Annotated in this window: 15 protein-coding genes; 13 read left to right on the forward strand and 2 right to left on the reverse strand. The window is 63.8% G+C overall.

What is annotated here, in order from left to right:
* Nucleotides 1-18: 18 nt before the first annotated feature.
* From BIO17B3_RS08285 to BIO17B3_RS08345, 13 genes are all read left to right on the forward strand, one after another.
* Nucleotides 19-456, forward strand: a complete 438-nt coding sequence (locus BIO17B3_RS08285) for an OsmC family protein (RefSeq protein WP_064971655.1) — start codon at nt 19-21, stop codon at nt 454-456.
* The gene (locus BIO17B3_RS08290; RefSeq protein WP_156053730.1) at nt 453-1,865 is read left to right on the forward strand and encodes a TolC family protein; all 1,413 of its coding nucleotides are present in this window, start codon (nt 453-455) and stop codon (nt 1,863-1,865) included. Before BIO17B3_RS08285 ends, BIO17B3_RS08290 begins: the two co-directional genes overlap by 4 nt.
* The gene (locus BIO17B3_RS08295; RefSeq protein ID WP_156053731.1) at nt 1,862-3,040 is read left to right on the forward strand and encodes an efflux RND transporter periplasmic adaptor subunit; all 1,179 of its coding nucleotides are present in this window, start codon (nt 1,862-1,864) and stop codon (nt 3,038-3,040) included. Before BIO17B3_RS08290 ends, BIO17B3_RS08295 begins: the two co-directional genes overlap by 4 nt.
* Nucleotides 3,037-6,159, forward strand: a complete 3,123-nt coding sequence (locus tag BIO17B3_RS08300) for an efflux RND transporter permease subunit (protein ID WP_156053732.1) — start codon at nt 3,037-3,039, stop codon at nt 6,157-6,159. The genes BIO17B3_RS08295 and BIO17B3_RS08300 overlap by 4 nt, the downstream gene beginning before the upstream one ends.
* A gap of 24 nt (nt 6,160-6,183) precedes the next feature.
* A complete protein-coding gene (locus tag BIO17B3_RS08305; RefSeq protein WP_064971659.1) occupies nt 6,184-7,479 on the forward strand; it encodes an NAD(P)/FAD-dependent oxidoreductase in 1,296 nt (431 codons plus the stop codon).
* Nucleotides 7,480-7,527: 48 nt separating this feature from the next.
* Nucleotides 7,528-8,046 carry an acyloxyacyl hydrolase gene (locus BIO17B3_RS08310; RefSeq protein ID WP_064971660.1) on the forward strand — a complete coding sequence of 173 codons (519 nt, stop codon included), beginning with the start codon at nt 7,528-7,530 and terminating at the stop codon, nt 8,044-8,046.
* A gap of 170 nt (nt 8,047-8,216) precedes the next feature.
* Nucleotides 8,217-8,615: a rhodanese-like domain-containing protein gene (locus BIO17B3_RS08315; RefSeq protein ID WP_013124464.1), complete on the forward strand. Its 399-nt coding sequence runs from the start codon at nt 8,217-8,219 to the stop codon at nt 8,613-8,615.
* A 52-nt stretch (nt 8,616-8,667) separates the two neighbouring features.
* Nucleotides 8,668-9,417 (forward strand): sulfite exporter TauE/SafE family protein, encoded by a 750-nt coding sequence (locus BIO17B3_RS08320; RefSeq protein WP_013124465.1) that lies wholly within the window; start codon nt 8,668-8,670, stop codon nt 9,415-9,417.
* Nucleotides 9,414-10,019, forward strand: coding sequence for a hypothetical protein (locus BIO17B3_RS08325; RefSeq protein ID WP_064971661.1), 606 nt, complete (start codon nt 9,414-9,416; stop codon nt 10,017-10,019). The genes BIO17B3_RS08320 and BIO17B3_RS08325 overlap by 4 nt, the downstream gene beginning before the upstream one ends.
* Nucleotides 10,020-10,177: 158 nt before the next feature.
* On the forward strand, nt 10,178-11,113 hold the full coding sequence (locus BIO17B3_RS08330) for a 4Fe-4S dicluster domain-containing protein (protein WP_064971662.1): 936 nt from the start codon (nt 10,178-10,180) through the stop codon (nt 11,111-11,113).
* Complete coding sequence (locus tag BIO17B3_RS08335; protein ID WP_064971663.1) at nt 11,106-12,284, forward strand: hypothetical protein; 1,179 nt, start codon at nt 11,106-11,108, stop codon at nt 12,282-12,284. The genes BIO17B3_RS08330 and BIO17B3_RS08335 overlap by 8 nt, the downstream gene beginning before the upstream one ends.
* A gap of 4 nt (nt 12,285-12,288) precedes the next feature.
* Complete coding sequence (locus BIO17B3_RS08340) at nt 12,289-15,372, forward strand: molybdopterin-dependent oxidoreductase (RefSeq protein WP_064971664.1); 3,084 nt, start codon at nt 12,289-12,291, stop codon at nt 15,370-15,372.
* Nucleotides 15,365-16,015 carry a molecular chaperone TorD family protein gene (locus tag BIO17B3_RS08345; RefSeq protein WP_064971665.1) on the forward strand — a complete coding sequence of 217 codons (651 nt, stop codon included), beginning with the start codon at nt 15,365-15,367 and terminating at the stop codon, nt 16,013-16,015. The genes BIO17B3_RS08340 and BIO17B3_RS08345 overlap by 8 nt, the downstream gene beginning before the upstream one ends.
* On the opposite strand, the gene BIO17B3_RS08350 is transcribed toward BIO17B3_RS08345, so the two are convergent.
* Complete coding sequence (locus BIO17B3_RS08350) at nt 15,994-16,380, reverse strand: helix-turn-helix transcriptional regulator (protein WP_064971666.1); 387 nt, start codon at nt 16,378-16,380, stop codon at nt 15,994-15,996. The genes BIO17B3_RS08345 and BIO17B3_RS08350 overlap by 22 nt on opposite strands.
* Entirely contained in the window at nt 16,377-16,973 is a 597-nt protein-coding gene (locus BIO17B3_RS08355) for a nitroreductase family protein (protein ID WP_084440264.1), read from the reverse strand. Before BIO17B3_RS08355 ends, BIO17B3_RS08350 begins: the two co-directional genes overlap by 4 nt.
* Between the last annotated feature and the right edge of the window lie 71 nt (nt 16,974-17,044).

Raw genomic sequence — 17,044 nt, forward strand, 5'->3', positions numbered from 1 at the left:
AAACCCCTGGAGGTTTCCATGCTCACCTATGACGTGACGCTCGACCGGCTCGATGCGCACGGCGCGCAGGCGCGTTGCAAAGACGCGTGCATCGCGATCGATTCGGCGCTCGACGGCCGCTTGGACGCGTTCAATCCCGCCGAGTTGCTGCTCGCCGCGGTGGGCGCGTGCATGCTCAAGAACATCGAGCGCGTTGCGCCCATTCTTAAATTCCAATACCGCGGGGTACACATCGCCGTGCACGGCGAGCGGCAGGACGCACCGCCGAAAATGGCGCGAATCACTTACCGCATCGTCGTCGATACCGACGAGGACGACCACCGCCTCGCCTTGTTGCACCGAAATGTTCAGCAGTTCGGCACGGTGTACAACACGGTCGCGGGAGGTACATCTCTCGAAGGCCGCATCGAACGCGGCAGTCTGCCCCCGCCCCAGCCCTGTGCCGATCCATCATGAAGCGAAATTTTCCGCACCAGCCCACGCGGCTGCGCGCTCTTGCCGCGCTCGTTTTCCTTTCTGCGGCCCAGGCATCACTGGCGCAGCCTCCTGCGACGCAGGCGTCAAGCCCTGCCGTTGCGCTAACGGGCGCCGCCGCTGCCGCAGCCTCGGCGCCCGCGGCCGATCTGGCTGCGGTGTTGCAGACCATCGCCGCACGCTCCCCCGACGTGCTCGCGGCCCAGTCCGCCAAAGCGCAGGCCGATGCGCAGGTACGGCAGGCGCGCGCGGCCTGGTTCGGCAAGGTTGATGCCTACGCCACGAGCCAGCACTACAACGACCCGCGGCTGACTCGCGCGATCACCCTGCCGCCCAATGTGGCGGCTTACCCCTTTTCGGCAGACCAGTTCGGTTATGGCTTGAACGCGCAGTTGCCCATCGATCTCAGCGGTCAGATTGCCGCCGAGGTCGATGCCGCGCGCGCCCGTGCCGCCGGTGCGCAGTGGAGCGCCGCCGATATGCGGCTGCGCGCGCTGTTGCAAGGCGCCACGCTCTACCGCAATCTGCAGGCGCTGGCCGGGCAGCGGCAGGCGCTGGACAGGCAGTTGCAGTCGCTCAAAACGAGTGAGCGCGTAGCCGAGGCGGGGCTCAAGGTGGGCAATATCGCCCGCGTCGATCTGCTGCGGGTGCAGGCGGCGGTGGCTGCGGTGCAGGCACAGATCGCCGGGGCGGATGGCCAGGAACGCAAGGTGCGCGCGCAGCTCGCCGCGTTGATGGGCGTGCCCAGCTTCGACGCTGCGGCGCCGGCGCCCGATTCCGGGCCGACGCACTTTCCAGCCAACGGCAATGTGCTGCCCCCGTCGATCCAAACGGCGCAAAGCGCGTTGCAGGCCAGCCAGGACAAAGTGCGCGCGGCGCAGCGCGCCATGCTGCCGCAGTTCGCCGCCACCGGCGGCTGGAACCGTAACGCGGTGCATTGGGACAATCGCCCGGTGGACACTTGGCAGTTCAACCTCGGCGTGACCTTCAATCTCTGGTCGGGCGGGGCGCAGACCGCCGCCGTGGATGCCGCGCAGGCCGCAGCCAACCAGGCGCAGCAACAACTTCAGGCCGCGCAAGACAATCTGCGCGCCGCGCGTGACGGCGCGGTAGCGCTGTGGAACTCGCAGGATCAGTCGTGGCGTGCCGCCGAATCGGGCTTGCGCGCTGCAGCCGAGAGCGCCCGCATCGAGCAAGACCGCTTCAAGCACGGCCTGGGTTCGGCCACCGATCTGATCGCCGCCGAGGCCGCGCTGGCTTCGGCCCGCGCCAGCGTCGCCGGCGCTCTTTCCGGCTGGTGGCAGGCCGATGACGCCCTGCGCTACGCCTATGGCGAGCCGCCCGCCGCTTTGCAAGCCGTTGATTCCACCTCTTCGAGCACCCAGCCATGAACACATCCGTCAAATCCTCCGCCGCCACACCTAAGCGCAAACCCTGGTACTTGCTGCCCATCCCCATCCTGCTGATTGCGGGCGGGTTGTGGCTGCACTTTCACCGCCTGCATCAGGCCGATGCCAGCCCGCCCGCCGCGGCCACACCGTGGGCGGTGCAAACCGGCGCAGTCCAGCACGGCACCGTGGCCGCGAGCATGCAGAGCGTGGCCACCGTCGAAGCGCCCAACACCATCACGCTGGCGCCGCAGATTCAGGGCACTGTGACCTTCATCGGCCCGCGCGCCGGGGTGGCGGTCAAGCGTGGGGAGCTCTTGGTGCGCATCGACGCGCGGCAGATCGCGAGCAATATCGGGGCGCTCTCGCAACAACGCATCGCCGCACGCGCCAACGCCGACTATGCCGCCAAACAGCAGGCACGCATCGACGCGGTGCTGGCTGAAGGCGGGGTGAGCCAGGCGCAGGCGGATCAGGCGCGCACTGCCACCGACGCCGCCCGCGCTTCGGTGCAGGCGCTGTCCGATCAGATCACCGCGCTGCAAGTGCAACTCGGTTATGCCGAGCTGCGCGCACCGCAGGACGCGGTGGTGGCGCAGCGGCTGGTCGAGGTGGGCGACACCGCCGCGCCCGGCAAGCCGGTGTATCAACTCACCGCCGGCAAGGGCGCCATCGTGCGCGTGAGCTTGCCGTCCGACCAGCTCACACAGGTGAAGGTGGGCGACACCCTGCGCCTCACTCAAGGCGGGCAGACGCTGGATCTGCCCATTACCCGCATCGCCCCGGCAGTCAACGCCGCAGGGCTCGGCACGGTCGAGGCCGATGCGACCAGCAGCCCCTTCGGCCTGCCCAGCGGCAGCAGCGTGGCGGCAAGCATCGAACTTCGCTCACAAACCGCCGCAACGCTGACCGTGCCGGTGGCCGCGGTGATCGGCAGCGGCGATCAAGCGCATGTGCTGGCGTTCACGCCGGGCGCCCAGGCGGGCGAGCCCGGGCGGCTGCGCATTGTGCCGGTCAAGGTCTTGCAGGAAGGCGCGAACCGCGCCGCAGTCAGCGGGTCGCTCAAGCCCGGTGAGTCGGTGGTGGTCGGCCAGACGGCCGTGCTGGCGCAAATGCGCGACGGCGACGCGGCGGTAACGACGGCGGTGTCCACGGCGGCAGCAGGAGCGGCGCAATGAACTTCATGCAACGCCTGCTCGGCAGGCCGCACGCCATCATTGCCATCGCCCTGCTGGTGGTGGTCGCGGGCATCGCGGCGTACTTCACCATGCCGATGAACCTGTTCCCGGACAGCAACCGGCCGATGATCACCGTGGTCACGCAATGGCCGGGCGCCGAGGCAAGCGATGTGGAACAGGACATTACCCACCCGATCGAAACCCAACTCTCGGCCATCGACGGCGTGCGTCGCGTCACCTCCGTGTCGCGCGACCAGGTCTCAGCGGTGACGGTGGAATTCGAATACGGCAACGACATCAACATCGCAGCGACCAAGGTGCTCACCGAGCTCAAGCGGGTCGAGTCCAGCCTGCCCGCGGGCTCGCGCGCGCCGGTAATCTTCCGCATCACCAACGCGGCGCAGCCGGTGACGGTGCTGGCGCTCACCCCGGCACCGCAGTCCAACCTCGGTTTGAGCGAGGTGCGACGCATTGCCGAAAACCAATTACGCGACCGGCTGCTGCGCATTCCCGGCGTGGCCGAGGTCGAGGTGTTCGGCGGGCATGAACGGCAGGCGCAGGTCGATCTCGACCGCAGTGCGCTCGCCTCGCATCACTTGAATGTGGCACAAGTCGCCGCAGCGCTGGCGGCGAGCAATATCACCGCGCCGCAGGGCTTGGTACACCGGGACGGCTATCGCTTTTTGCTCACGCTGAATGCCCTGGCGCACAACCCGCAGCAACTGGCTGAGGTGCAGGTGCCGGTTCCGGGCGGCGGGTTTGTGCGCGTGGGCGATCTGGGTAAGGTGGGCTGGGGCGATGCCGACCCGACCTCGCTCTATCGCGGCAACGGCAAGGAAGCTATCGCGGTCTCCTTGCTGCGCGGCGACAACGGCTATGCCGCGACCACCGCGCGCGCCATCGACGCCGAACTGCCCAAGATCGAGGCGCAGTTCCCGATGCTCCACATCGCACAGTCCGACGGCCAGTTGCGCTTGATCGATCTGACCGTGGAGAACATGCTCGGCGCGCTGCGCGACGCGCTGATCATGACGGTGTTCGTGATCCTGCTATTCCTCGCCGACACCCGCGCGGCCTTCATCACCGCGCTGTCGCTGCCGTTCACCTATCTGCTCACCTTTCTGGTGATGAAGCTGATCGGCTACGAGTTCGACATGATCACCCTCACCGCCATCATCATCGCGGTAGGGCTGCTGGCGGACGATGCCATCGTGGTGATCGAAAACATCGAACGGCGCATGCGCGAGCACGGCGAATCGGGGCTGGCGGTGGCGGCAAACGGCACGCAGGAAGTGATGCTGGCGGTGCTCTCCGGCACCCTCGCCAACGCCGTGGTGCTGCTGCCCATCGTGTTCATCGGCGGCTTCGTGCAGACCGTGCTGCGGCCGCTGTCGGTGAGCCTGATGGTGGCGCTGGCAGCCTCGTTCATCGTCGCGGTCACCATCATTCCGCTGCTCACGCCCTGGCTGCTCAAGCCCGGCGCGCGCGATCCGCTACGCAAGCCGCTGTCCTACTTCGACCGCTGGGTCATCCAACCGCTCAAGCGCTTTTATGCCGCCACGGTGGGCTGGGCACTGGAACACCCCAAGCGCGTGCTGTTCATTGCTCTGGTGCTCACGGTCGTTTCGCTGCGGCAGTTGCCGGTGGTCGGCCGCGAACTCATGCCGCTGATGGACTCCGGCATTAGCCAGATCAGCTTCGAGGCGCAGCCCGACACGGACGCCGCCCAGATGCAGCACATCGCCCAGCAGGTTGACGCCGCGATTCGCGCCTCGGTCAAACCGGACTGGCTGCTTTCCACTTCCACCGTGGTCGGCGCCGAGCCGCAGGACAAATCCTTCGGTGCAGCGCGCATTTTCTCGCAGGGCATGACCACGGTGAATCTGGTCGACCGTTTCCATCGCGATGAGACCATTTTCCAGATCAACAAGGTCATTCAAGACAAGGTGCGCGCCATTCCCGGCGTGATCGACGCCAACGCCGTGGTCTATGGCGCCACGCCCTTGTCGTCGATTCGCGGCACGGTGGACTTGATGGTCAGCGGCCCCGACTGGCGGGTGCTCGACCAGATCGCCGGCGAGATCGAGCAGCGGCTGGCCAAGGTCGGCGGGCTGACCGGCTTCGAGCGCTCCTGGCAGGGCGATTCCAAACGGCTGCAGCTCGACGTGGACGCGGCCAGGGCGTCGAACTACGGCCTGACGCCCGGCGCCATCGCCCAGCAGGTCGCCGCGCAGGTCAACGGCATCCCCGGCGGCAGCCTGCGGGTCGAAGGCGAAAACAGCATTCCGGTGTGGGTACGGCTGCGGGCGGACGAACGCTCCAGTCCGGCGGCGATTGCGGCGCTCAACCTCACCACGCCGAATGGTGCCATCGTGCCGCTGGCGCAGGTGGCCACGGTCAAGACCGTTTATGCGCCCACGTCTTATACCCACCAGAACCTGGTGCGCACAGTGGATGTGATCGGTTACCGTCGCAACATCGCGGTGACCGCACTCGACCAGCATGTGACCGAAGCGCTCAAGGGCCTGCAACTGCCGCGCGGCTACACGATCTCGGACGAAGGTGAAATGAAGGAAATGAACGAATCCTTCACCCGGCTGGGGCAGTCGCTGGCTTTCGGCATCGTTCTGCTGGCCGTGGTGCTGGTGATTGCGTTCCGCTCGTTTATCACGCCGATCGCCATTCTGGTCACCCTGCCGCTGTCGGTGATCGGCGCGGCCTGGGCCATGCTCATTGCCGACAAGCACGGCTGTATGCCCTCCTTCATGGGGCTCATTCTGCTCATGGGCATCATCGTCAAGAACGGCATCCTGCTGGTTGACTTCGCGCAGGAGGCGCTGGGCCGGGGTGTGCCGCTCAAGCAGGCCATTTTGCAGGCGGTCGATCTGCGCACCCGCCCGATTCTGATGACCGCCGCTGCCGCCGCCGTGGGCATGGTCCCTGTGGCCTTCGAATGGGCGGTGGGGCTGGAACGGCTGTCGCCGCTGGCCGTGGTGGCCATCGGCGGGCTGATCGTCGGCACCTTCCTCACCCTGCTGATCGTGCCAGTGCTGCTGTTCCTGCTACTCAAACACCGTTACCCCGAGGGCAACACCACACCGGCCGCCCCGAGCGCCTGATGACCTGACCACAAGGAACTATTTATGACTACCTCAAAATCCCATGTCGTCATACTCGGCGGCAATTTCGCCGGACTTGCCAGCGCGCAGAAAATCCGTGAATACGCGGGCGACAGCGTCGATATCACCCTGATCGACCGCAAGGACTATCTGCTGTTCGTGCCCAACGTCCCCACCGACGTGATGGAAAACCGCGATCCGGCCAAGCGCCAGCGCCTGCAACTGCGCCCGGCGCTGGCATCGGATGACATCGCCTTCGTGCAGGGCATCGTCAAGCGTGTGGACATCGACCGGCGCTCCGTTGATTTTTTGCCCTTCGAGCGTCCCGGCGCCGAATGCGAAGTGCTGCACTACGACTACCTCGTCATCGCCCTGGGTGCACACCTCGCTTATGACCGAATCCCCGGTTTTGCCGAACACGGCCACACTGTGTCCGATCTGTTCCACGGCGAGCGTTTGCGCCAATACCTGCATGAAGGCGGCTATCAAGGCGGGCCCATCGTGATCGGCTCGGCGCATTTCCACCAGGGCAACGGCGCCGAAGGCCTTGCGCCCTATCCTGGCGGCAGCATCCCCTATGCGCACGCAGCCTGCGAGGGCCCGATCATGGAGCTGACGACGGCGCTGGCGAGTTGGCTCACCACCTCGCGCAAGGGCAAGCCGGACAAGATCACGGTGTTCACGCCCGAAGAGGAGTTGATCGCGGCGGATGCCGGTGAGAACAATGTGCGGCACTTCCTCAAGTTGATCGATGGCATGGGCATCCACTACCGCAAGAACATGCCCGATATCGCCAGGCTCACCGCCGAGGGCGTGGAGTTCCAGGGCGGGGAGACGATCGAGGCCGAACTCAAGATGATCCTGCCCGACTGGGTCGCGCATGAATGCCTGCGCGACCTGCCGATCTGCGACAGCATGGGCTTCATCAAGACCAATCTGCTGATGCGCAATCCCGAGCACCCGGAAATCTTCGCGGCCGGCGACTGCGCGGCGGTGACCATGCCGAAGATCGGCGGCATCGGCCACCAGGAAGCCGAGATCGTCGGGCGGCAGATCGCGCTGGACATGGGCCGCATGGATGCCGAAGAGGCGAACCAGCCGCTGCAGCCCGTCACCTTCTGCATCGGCGACATGGGAGAGAGCAAGGCGTTCTATGTGCGCGCCAACACCTGGTTCGGCGGCCAGGACGAGGTGCTGAAGATGGGGCGTATTCCCTATCGGCTCAAGATGCGCTACCGCGACCTGTTCTTCCTGACCAACGGCAAAATTCCTGGTTTCGGTCTGGAACTCGCGCAGTTCACAGCGGAAAAGGTGTTCTGACGATTCCATCTTTGGACGATCGCCCCATCAACCCAGCAGAGGCACACCTTGAAACGCAAATCCATCACAACATCTCTTGTCGCCGCCAGTCTGCTTGCCTGCGCATCAATTGCGCACGCTACCGATCTTTCCCTGCTTTGGGGTGCGGACAAGGGCTATCACAACAGCACACTTGCACTGGAGTCCGCGCCGCTGTGGAGCCACGCATTGGCCAACAGCCGCCTGGATCTCACGGCCGAGGCGTCGCTGGGTTATGCGCAGGGGCCGTCGGGCACGCCGGGGGCGTCGCTGTGGCATGTGGGGCTCACGCCGTTTTTGCACTGGTGGTTCGCCCCGGACACGGCGATGGAGTTCGGCATCGGCGCCAACGTGTTTTCCGGCACCTATATCGGCAGCAAGCGCATTTCCACCGCCTACCAGTTCGGTGACTCGCTGGGCGTGATGCACCGCTTTGCTCAGAGCCCCTGGCTGCTGGGTTTGCGCTTCACGCACTATTCCAACGCCGACATCAAGCGCCCCAACCCCGGTCAGGATTACTTCCAGCTGCGACTGGGCTACACGTTCTGACAGATCCGTGCCAGATGTTCAATCCTCTCGATGAACCCGCACAAGCGCCGATAGACCCGAACAAACGCGACTTGCTGTTACGCCTGTCGGCCTTGATTTCGCTTTCTTGCGCGCCCGCCTTGACGAACGCGCAGGCCACTGACTCACCCCGATCCGAGGAGCCTACTGCCATGCCCCTGTCCCAATCCTTTGCCGCCTACCTTCGCCGCTTCGATTACGCCGAGCGCCAGGCGATGAAAATCGGCGTGGCCGAAGCCCTCGACCTGTACGCCACGGGCAAGGCGCAACTCGTCGATATCCGCTTCGCCGAGGAATATGCCGCCTGGCATCTCGGCTTCGGCCTGCACATTCCGCTCGACGCGCTGCCTGATCGCCTGCACGAACTCGACCGCAGCAAGCTCATCATCACCCTCTGCCCGCATTACGACCGGGCCGAGATCGCGCGCCTGTTCCTCACGCTGGAGGGTTTTCAGTCGCGTTATCTCAATGAGGGCATGCTCGGACTGGTCGATGCCCTGCGCGGCGACAAGGCGCGCGATCTGATGCGCCGACTGTCTGGGCAGTCATGAAGCGCCGCGCCCGCGCCTTCATCCCCCCGATTTTCGCCACGCGAGCATTGCCATGAGTGCCCTCATCCTGCATGACGCCTTGTACTTCGCGCTGACGCTGGTGCTGTCCACCCTGTTTGCCATGGGCGGCGTGGGGGCTGCGGTCGCTTTGGTGCCCACCTTCGGCATGCTGGGCATGGCGCTCGATCTGGCCAAGGCCATCGGGCTGTTCGTCAATTCGGTCTCGACCATGTCCGCCTCGGTGATGAACGCGGCCCGCGGCGTACTCGACATCCGCTTTGCGCTGCCTCTGGCCGTCTCGATGATGATTGCCACTCCGCTCGGAGCCTGGATGAGCCGAGACGTGCCGCAACACGTCATCGAGTGGGTGCTGGCCGGGTTCATGATCGTCAGCGCCGCTTTGCTGTTGTTTTTCAAGCGCCAGCCCAAGGCGGCGTACGACCGGGTCTGGGTGCTGATCGCGCTCGGCGTCGGCGTGGGCTGGGTGTCCGGGCTGATCGGCGTGGGCGGGGGTTCGCCCATTCTCGCAGTGTTGGTGCTGCTGGGGTTTGACGCCAAAAAGGCCGCCTACGCGGTGAGTTTTTCCATTCCCTTTGCGACACTGGGCGGGTTTTTCACCTATCTGAGTTTTGCCAATATGGACTGGTCGCTGCTCGCTGTGGTGAGCGTGGCTGCCGCCTTGGGCGGGGTGATCGGCGGGCGCATCATGACTTACCGCCTGTCGTCCAGCGGGGTGAAAAAACTCATCGCCGGTTTGTTGCTGATTCTTGCGGCCAAAATGATTTGGAACCTCTTGCGATGACCTCCTTGCAACCGCTCAAAAAACAAGCCCGCCATGCCGCGGACTCCAGGTTGCAGCTCATCCCGGTGTTGCCTTTCATCATTCCGTTGATGCTCGCCCCGCTGTTGCTGGCGTGGGGGTGGAAAGAGCAATATCCCGCGCATTTCGCCACCCATCGTGAAGACATTCTGTTTGGATTTTTGATCTACATCGTGATCGTGCGGTTTTTCCTGCTTGATCTGATGTTGTTCTATGTCTCGCGCAAACGGCGCTCGATGCATCTGGATCTGCTCAACATCGTCTTTCTCTATCTTGAGATCACGGCGGTCACGCTGCTTTATTTCGCGCTGTTGTACGAACTGTTCGGCGTGTTCGATCTGTTCCGCTACAACGGCGCGGAAGAAGTGCAACACATGCTGCTCATGCAGCCGCACAGCCTGCGCGTGGCGCTCTACATCTCGATGGAGCTGTTCACCACCCTGGGCTTGGGCGACTGGATTCCGCGCACCCTCAACGCCATGCTCGCAGCCGGAATCGAGTCGCTGCTCGGTTTCGTCCAGGGCGGGGTGTTTTTCGCCGTGCTGATCTACGCCCATCAGGATCGCGGGGCGTCGGCGAAGTGAGTCCGCGCAGCAGATCGGCCTTGCTGTGCAGACGCGCCTAATACATTCAATTACACCTGTCGATATCACGCAAAGGAATCTTTTGATGTAACACAAATTTATCAATTTCTTCGTGGCCTACCTTGACTCCATCCCTATTGGGAACCATGAGGATCGCCATGAATGCATCACCACAATTTGAAGACCCTGCGGCCAAAGGCCGCCGAAACTTTCTCGGCAGAGCGCTCGGCGTCGCGGCGGCAACGGTCGGCGCTGCAGCCGCCGCAACGGTCGGCGCCGACGCCGCCGAAGTCAAACAGCCCGGCGACGACGCCTTCGGTGACACGCCCGAGGCGCTCACGCCGGCCGGCACCGATTACGAGCTCGCGCACGACCGTTCCGTTTACGCCTACACCACCAAAGACGGCAACCTGGCCAAGGAAGGATTCGAGGGCAAACGCTGGGGCATGTTGATCGATCTGCGCAAGTGCATCGGCTGCCAAGCCTGTACCGCCGCCTGCAAGTTCGAAAACAATATTCCCACCGGGGTGTTCCGCACTTGGGTGCCCGACGTCGAGCTCGGCGTCTATCCGGATACCAAGCGCGCTTTTTTGCCGCGTTTGTGCAACCACTGCGAACGGCCCTCTTGCATCGAGGTCTGCCCGGCTGGCGCGACCTGGCAGCGCAAGGACGGCATCGTCGAGATCGACTACGACCTGTGCTGGGGGTGCGGCGCCTGTGTCAACGCCTGTCCGTATGACGCGCGCTTCATCAATCCGATCACCAAGACCGCCGACAAGTGCACTTTCTGCTCGCAGCGCGTGGATCAAGGTCTGCTGCCGGCCTGCGTGGAAACCTGCGTGGGGGGCGCGCGCCAATTCGGAGATCTCAACGACCCGAACGACCCCATGACCAAGCAGGTGCTCAGCGAAGCCATCCAGCAACTCAAACCCGGTACCGGCAACGAGCCGCGGGTCTTCTACATCGGGCTGACCACCGAGCTGCAGAACAACCCACCCGGCATCCCGACGCTGTGGTCCAAGGAGCAACAGGACATCGACCGCAACGACCACGACTGGGATATCGCCACTGGCAAGGAGGCCGATCATGTCTAACCCGCTCGTCACCCCGCAATTCGTGCCGCCTCTGCGCCATTTCAACGAGTTGTACAACGTCGTCCATGACCGGCCGTTTTCCATTCTGTTCGCCAACTATTCGTGGGCGCTTGGCGTGGCCGGAGCGCTCGCGCTGATCTGGGCCATCAACGCCTGGCGCGGACGCACCGACACGGTGGAGCACCGCTTCACCATGCCGCTGGTGGTCGCGCTCATCCTCGGCGGTTTCGTCAATGTGCTGGCCGAAGTGCAGCAGCCTGGCCGACTGATCTTCGGCTACTTTCTCGGCTGGTATAACTGGGACACGGCGATCATCAAGTACGGCATCATCCTGCTGCCCCTCTTTCTGGTGCTGGGCTGGTGGCTGAGTTTTCAGTCCATTCCCCGCGCGCGACTGGAAGCTGAAATCGAGCCGCTCAGCGCAGGGTGGCGCAAGCTGGCTGATTTCTTTTCGCTATGGAGTCGGCATTACAGCGTGTTCGAGTCGCGCTGGTTCAAGCCGACACTGGTGCTCACTGTGTTTCTGGGCCTGTTCGCGCCGCTGTATTCGGCGGTGTTTCTGATGAACGAACATGGCGTGCCGGTCTGGAATTCGCCAGCCGCTGCCCTATTGTTCCTCGCCAGTGCGATTGCGGTGGCGGCGCTAGCGGAAATGGCGTTGATCCCCCTGCTCGCCTGGCTGGTCACGGCCACGCGTCCGCAGGCGCAAAGCGGCCACCGCACGACGGCTGCAGTCGCGCTGGGCGTCTGCCTGGTCACTTGGTATGGCTGGATGTGGTGGCTCGGACGCTTCGGCACGATCGAGGAATTGCGCGCGGCCAATCTCTTCATGGGGCCCTACGCAACGCAGATCACCTGGAACTGGACCTTCATCGGCCTGCTCGTTCCCTTGGCGCTGCTCCTGCTGCCCAGCGGCCGCAGCTATGGCGCGCAGTGGATCGCGCTGTTCGCTGCGACCTGGGGTTCATACGCGGCGCGCATCGGCGTCGTCCTCGGCGGTGAAGCAATCAACCGCAGCGGTGCGGGCTATTACCTCTTTCATCTGAACTTCGAAGAGCTTTGGTACACGGGGGTCAGCGTGCTGCTGTTCCTCGGCATCCTGGCTGCGCTGCTCGCAGCAATGCCGCGCGATACCCAATCGGCTCCTTTTAGTGTTGCCAATAAGGCTTGACATCATGGACATCTCACGTCGTGGACTTCTCACCTTGGGCGCCGTTGCGGGCCTCGGGGCTGGCACTCTCGGTTTTTCCAAACGCCTGGTCGATCTGATCCCGCTGCATCAACGCGGCCGCAAGGCGCTGCATCCGGTGTATGGCAATTCCAATACCCCGGAATGGCTGCGCGATACCGCCAGCGGCAAACTCGTTCCCAATCCGCAGTGGACGCTGCATCACACCGTGGATCTGCAATGCCACAGTGAATGCGGCCTACGGGTGAAAATCGACCGCAAGACCGGGCGCATCCAGCGCATCATCGGCAACCCCTACCACCCCAATACCCTGAGCGAATACACCGCCGTCACCACCCCGCTAATCGATACGGCGGCGCTGCCCGGAACCGTGTGCGCCCGGGGCAATACTGGCATTCAGTCCACCTACGACCCTTACCGCGTGCTGGTTCCCCTCAAGCGGGTCGGGCCGCGCGGCAGCGGCCAATGGAAGCCGATCTCCTGGGACACGCTGCTCACCGAAGTCACCGAAGGCGGCAAGATTTTCGCCGACACCTCCGATCCGGCAAGCAAGGATCTTGAGGTGCTGGGCTTCCGCGGCTTGTATGCGAAGCGTAAGGAACTGATGGATCCGGACGCGCCTGAATTTGGCATGCGTACCAATGGCTTCGTGCTGCAGGGCGGTCGCCTGGTGGGTACGCGCATGACGTTCGCGCAAAGATTCGGTAGCACCTTCGGCAGCGTCAACGTGTTCGACCACGTCAATGAATGCGAACTGTCGCACCACATCGCGCATCAGCATGTGTTTTCGGGCATCAACATGACCCAGCCCGATGTGCGCGAGGCCAAGTTCATCATCTACTGGGGGACGCAGCCCGGAGATGCCAACTTTCCCATGCAGACGCAGGGCAAATACGTCGCCGAGGCGCGGGCCAAACCCGACGGGCTGAAGTACGTGGTCGTCGACCCCAAGCTCAGCCGCGGCGGCGTGATCGGCGACCGCGCGAGCTGGCTGCCGATCAAACCCAGCACCGACGGCGCGCTGGCACTGGGCATGATCCGCTGGATCATCGACAACCAGCGCTACAACGCCCCTTATTTGTCTTACCCCACATTGGCAGCGGCGCAGGCAGCGGGCGAGCTCTCGCATACCGACGCCACGCACCTGGTGATCGTCGATCCCAAGCATCCGCAGGCACGACGGTTTCTCACCGCGGAAGTCGCCGGTCTGGGCAAGGCGCAGGCCAGCGGCGAAGACGACCGCGTGGTCATCGACGCTGCTACTGGCAAACCAGCGCAGGCGGCCGGGGTCAAAGCCGCGCAAATCGACTTTGCTGGCGAGGTGAATGGCGTTACGGTGAAAACCGCATTCCGCCTGCTCACGGAGGCCGCCAGGGAGCACACCATCGAGCAGTATGCGCAGATTTGCGGCATCGAACCAGCACGCATCATCGAAGTGGCGCGCGAATTCACCAGCCATGGCAGGCAAGTGGCCAGCACCATGTACCGCGGCGTGGTCAAACATCCCAATGGGTATTACAACGGGGTGGCGGTTCTGATGCTCAATCTGCTTGTTGGCAATATGAACTGGACAGGCGGGCTTACCGCTGGCGGCGGCGGGTATCCGGTCAACAAAGGGCGCTATGACCTGACCAGCGTTCCCGAAGCAGAGGGCCTCGCCAAGGGCGTGATCATCAACCGCGAAAAGTTTCACTACGAGGACACCAGCGAGTACAAGGCCAAGATCGCCGCGGGCAAGAATCCCTATCCACCCAAGCGCCCTTGGTTTCCACTGAGCTTCGCGATGTACACGGAAACCCTGCCGTCAGCGGTGCAGCGTTATCCGTATGGCGTGGACATCCTGATGTGGCAGAAAGCCACTCCGCTGTACAGCGTGCCAGGCCAGGGCAACCCGGAGTTTCTGGCCGCGATCAAGGACCCGAAAAACATTCCGCTGATCATTGCCTCCGAGATCGTCGTTGGGGACTCGAGCATGTTTGCCGACTACATCGTCCCCGACGTGTCGCATCTGGAAAGCTATGACTTGGTGGACACTTTTCCGACGACCTTGACCAAGGGGACGGGCGTGCGCTGGCCAGCAGTGAGCCTCACCTCCAAAACGCCCGACGGCCGACATGTATGCATGGAGGAATTCCTCATCGACGTGGCCAAGCGCATCGGCATGCCAGGCTACGGCGACAAAGGCATCCCTGACGCGCAGGGCAAGCTCTGGCCCTTCCATCGACGCGAAGATTTTTATCTCAAGGCAGTTGCCAATCTGGTCGCCGCTAAGGGCGTGGAGGGCGTGGAGGGCGATGAGGTGCCTGCTGCGAGCGCGCAGGAGATCGCGGTCACCGCTCTGGGCGACTATCACCAGAAATTTGCCGCGGCGCTCAAACCGGAGGAATGGCCTACGGTCATGGGCTGTCTGGTGCGCGGTGGGCGCTTCCAGCCGCACACAGGCGCACGCAAGGGTGACCAGCTCGCCTACCAGTACACCAAGCGCCTGCACTTCTACGCGGAGAAAACGGGCACCACGCGCAACAGCATGAATGGCCAGTTTTTCCATGGCACAACGCGCTGGGTCGAGCCCATGACGGCTTTAGGCAAGCATCTCGACCAGCTCGATGATCCGAAGGACTGGCCGATGACCATCATCACCATGAAAGGCGCGCTGCAATCGCACTCGCGGCTGGTCTCGAACTACACCTTGCGCGAAATCAATCCGAGCAACGGTGTCCACATGGCTGCTGCAGACGCCAAACGTCTGGGCATTGCCGATGGAGACTGGATCTGGGTGGTCACGCCTGAAGGCAAGCGCAAAGGCCGTGCCGTCGTGCTCGAAGGCATCCGTCCAGGCGTGATCCTGTTCGAAGTCGGCTATGGGCACTGGGGCTATGGCGCGAGCAACTATCAGGTCGATGGCAAGCGCGTCATGGGTGACGCGGTGCGCCGCGCCGGCATCCACCTCAATCCCATCATGCGACGTGACCCCGATGTGTGGCAGATGCCGCTGATGGATCTCACCGGCGGCAGCGTGGTGTTCTACAACACCAAGGCGCGCTTGGAGAAGGAGACGGCGCGTGTCTGAGCCCACCCATCCATACCGCGATCTGGCCCGGCTGGCCGCAGCGGCCTCGCGGCTGCTGCTCAATCCGCCGGATCGTGACACCCTGGCCGCACTGGAGTCCGACGCCGGTGTCACGCTCGATGCGGCGCAGGCGCGGCAAGATTTTTACGACCATCTGTGCATCGCCCAGTCGGGCTGTTTTCTGCCGCCGGTGGCGCATGTGCTGGCCCAGGCGCGCCAGACCGATGCCTTCTGGCATTTCGCCACGCCACGGCACGACGGCGGCGACGCCCTCATGCCCTGGTATGACGCCGCTGGTTTCGACCCGTCGTCCTTGCCCGCGGACCCCTTTCTCTCCGGCAGCAACCGCCCGCTCGATCACGTCGGGGTGCTGCTAGCTTTTCTGTCCATGCTGCTCGACGCCGCCCAAGACGACGAAGCCGACCGAATATTGATCGGCGAATTCCTCGGGGAACATCTCCAGCCCTGGGCCGACACCTTCGCACACCTGCTGTCGTGTTCGGCCAGCCCCTACATCGCCCTGCTGGGATCGATGTTGGGCGATTTGTTCACCACGGTTCGCGCGGCCATCGTCCCCATAGCCCCCGCGGCAATAGGCGCCAGGCCCAAGGTCATTCCCATTCAGCCTGGCATTGGGTCCTGAACGGCCTGTCCGCAGACCATGCCGCAAAGCGAATTGGCCAAGGTATTGTTCAAGTGATAGAGAACATAGTTGCCGCTGCGCTCACACCGCACGATGTTGGCGCGACGCAGCAGACGCAAGTGGCCTGACACATTGGCCTGGGAGCACTGGGAAGCACGGGCCAGATCGCGCACGGTGTGATCGGCCTGGCTGAGTGCACAGACCATGCGCAGGCGCGTGGGACACGACAGCGCCGCAAACAGATCAGCCGCGCCCTGAAAGACGACCTGGATAAGATCGGTTTCATGCTCCACGTCTTCTCTGGCCGCAGTGGCCGGAAAAAATCGGGGTTCGATGCCGGATTTGAGAAGCGGGCTCGTGTTCATAACAAGTTGACGAAATCTGCAGCAGTCGGCCGCACCCGGCTGGCCTTGGCCTTGAGCACCGTGCCGATGACAATGAAACAAACGGCCTTTTCATGGGAAGACAGGCCGAATAGGGTACGCAGCGCCACCGCATCCATCGCCTGACCGCTCACCAGTCCCGCGCCGAAACCCTGCGCCTGCGCCATCAGCAGCATGTTTTGCAGGGCGCAGCCCAGCGACACCAAGCGCTCGGTCGCGGGGATTTCCGCGTGATCATCACCTTCAAGGCGCGAAACGGCCAGCGCAAGAAACGGCGCGCGCGCCGCCTTGGCGCGGGCGTCTTCGCGTTGCATCTGGGTGGCTGCGGGGTCGCGTTCGAGCAGCGCCTGCTCGAACGCCGCACCGAGCTCATCTCGCGCCGCATCGCTCACCTGGATGAAGCGCCAGGGCAGGATGAGACCGTGATCGGGCGCCTGCGCCGCAGCCTTCCATAACTGGTCGATCTGCTTCGGCGTCGGGCCAGGGGCGACCAGGCGTTTGGGCGAAACCTGTTGTCTGCGGCTGACGAGCTCGCAGACGAGTTCGGCGGCTTCGATTTGTTCGGCAAGAGTCATGGATACGCTCGTGATATGCAGTGCCTGCAACATCCGCCGGCTGCGGTTGCGGCAAGCGGATTTGCGCAAGA

It is taken from the genome of Thiomonas sp. OC7 (assembly GCF_900634595.1).
Classification (GTDB): domain Bacteria; phylum Pseudomonadota; class Gammaproteobacteria; order Burkholderiales; family Burkholderiaceae_C; genus Thiomonas; species Thiomonas arsenitoxydans.

Bases quoted from the DNA above. Each gene is read 5' to 3' on its own strand.
- BIO17B3_RS08285 (WP_064971655.1), top strand. From the start codon at position 19: ATGCTCACCTATGACGTGACGCTCGACCGGCTCGATGCGCACGGCGCG.
- BIO17B3_RS08290 (WP_156053730.1), top strand. From the start codon at position 453: ATGAAGCGAAATTTTCCGCACCAGCCCACGCGGCTGCGCGCTCTTGCC.
- BIO17B3_RS08295 (WP_156053731.1), top strand. From the start codon at position 1,862: ATGAACACATCCGTCAAATCCTCCGCCGCCACACCTAAGCGCAAACCC.
- BIO17B3_RS08300 (WP_156053732.1), top strand. From the start codon at position 3,037: ATGAACTTCATGCAACGCCTGCTCGGCAGGCCGCACGCCATCATTGCC.
- BIO17B3_RS08305 (WP_064971659.1), top strand. From the start codon at position 6,184: ATGACTACCTCAAAATCCCATGTCGTCATACTCGGCGGCAATTTCGCC.
- BIO17B3_RS08315 (WP_013124464.1), top strand. From the start codon at position 8,217: ATGCCCCTGTCCCAATCCTTTGCCGCCTACCTTCGCCGCTTCGATTAC.
- BIO17B3_RS08320 (WP_013124465.1), top strand. From the start codon at position 8,668: ATGAGTGCCCTCATCCTGCATGACGCCTTGTACTTCGCGCTGACGCTG.
- BIO17B3_RS08325 (WP_064971661.1), top strand. From the start codon at position 9,414: ATGACCTCCTTGCAACCGCTCAAAAAACAAGCCCGCCATGCCGCGGAC.
- BIO17B3_RS08330 (WP_064971662.1), top strand. From the start codon at position 10,178: ATGAATGCATCACCACAATTTGAAGACCCTGCGGCCAAAGGCCGCCGA.
- BIO17B3_RS08335 (WP_064971663.1), top strand. From the start codon at position 11,106: ATGTCTAACCCGCTCGTCACCCCGCAATTCGTGCCGCCTCTGCGCCAT.
- BIO17B3_RS08340 (WP_064971664.1), top strand. From the start codon at position 12,289: ATGGACATCTCACGTCGTGGACTTCTCACCTTGGGCGCCGTTGCGGGC.
- BIO17B3_RS08350 (WP_064971666.1), bottom strand. From the start codon at position 16,380: ATGAACACGAGCCCGCTTCTCAAATCCGGCATCGAACCCCGATTTTTT.
- BIO17B3_RS08355 (WP_084440264.1), bottom strand. From the start codon at position 16,973: ATGACTCTTGCCGAACAAATCGAAGCCGCCGAACTCGTCTGCGAGCTC.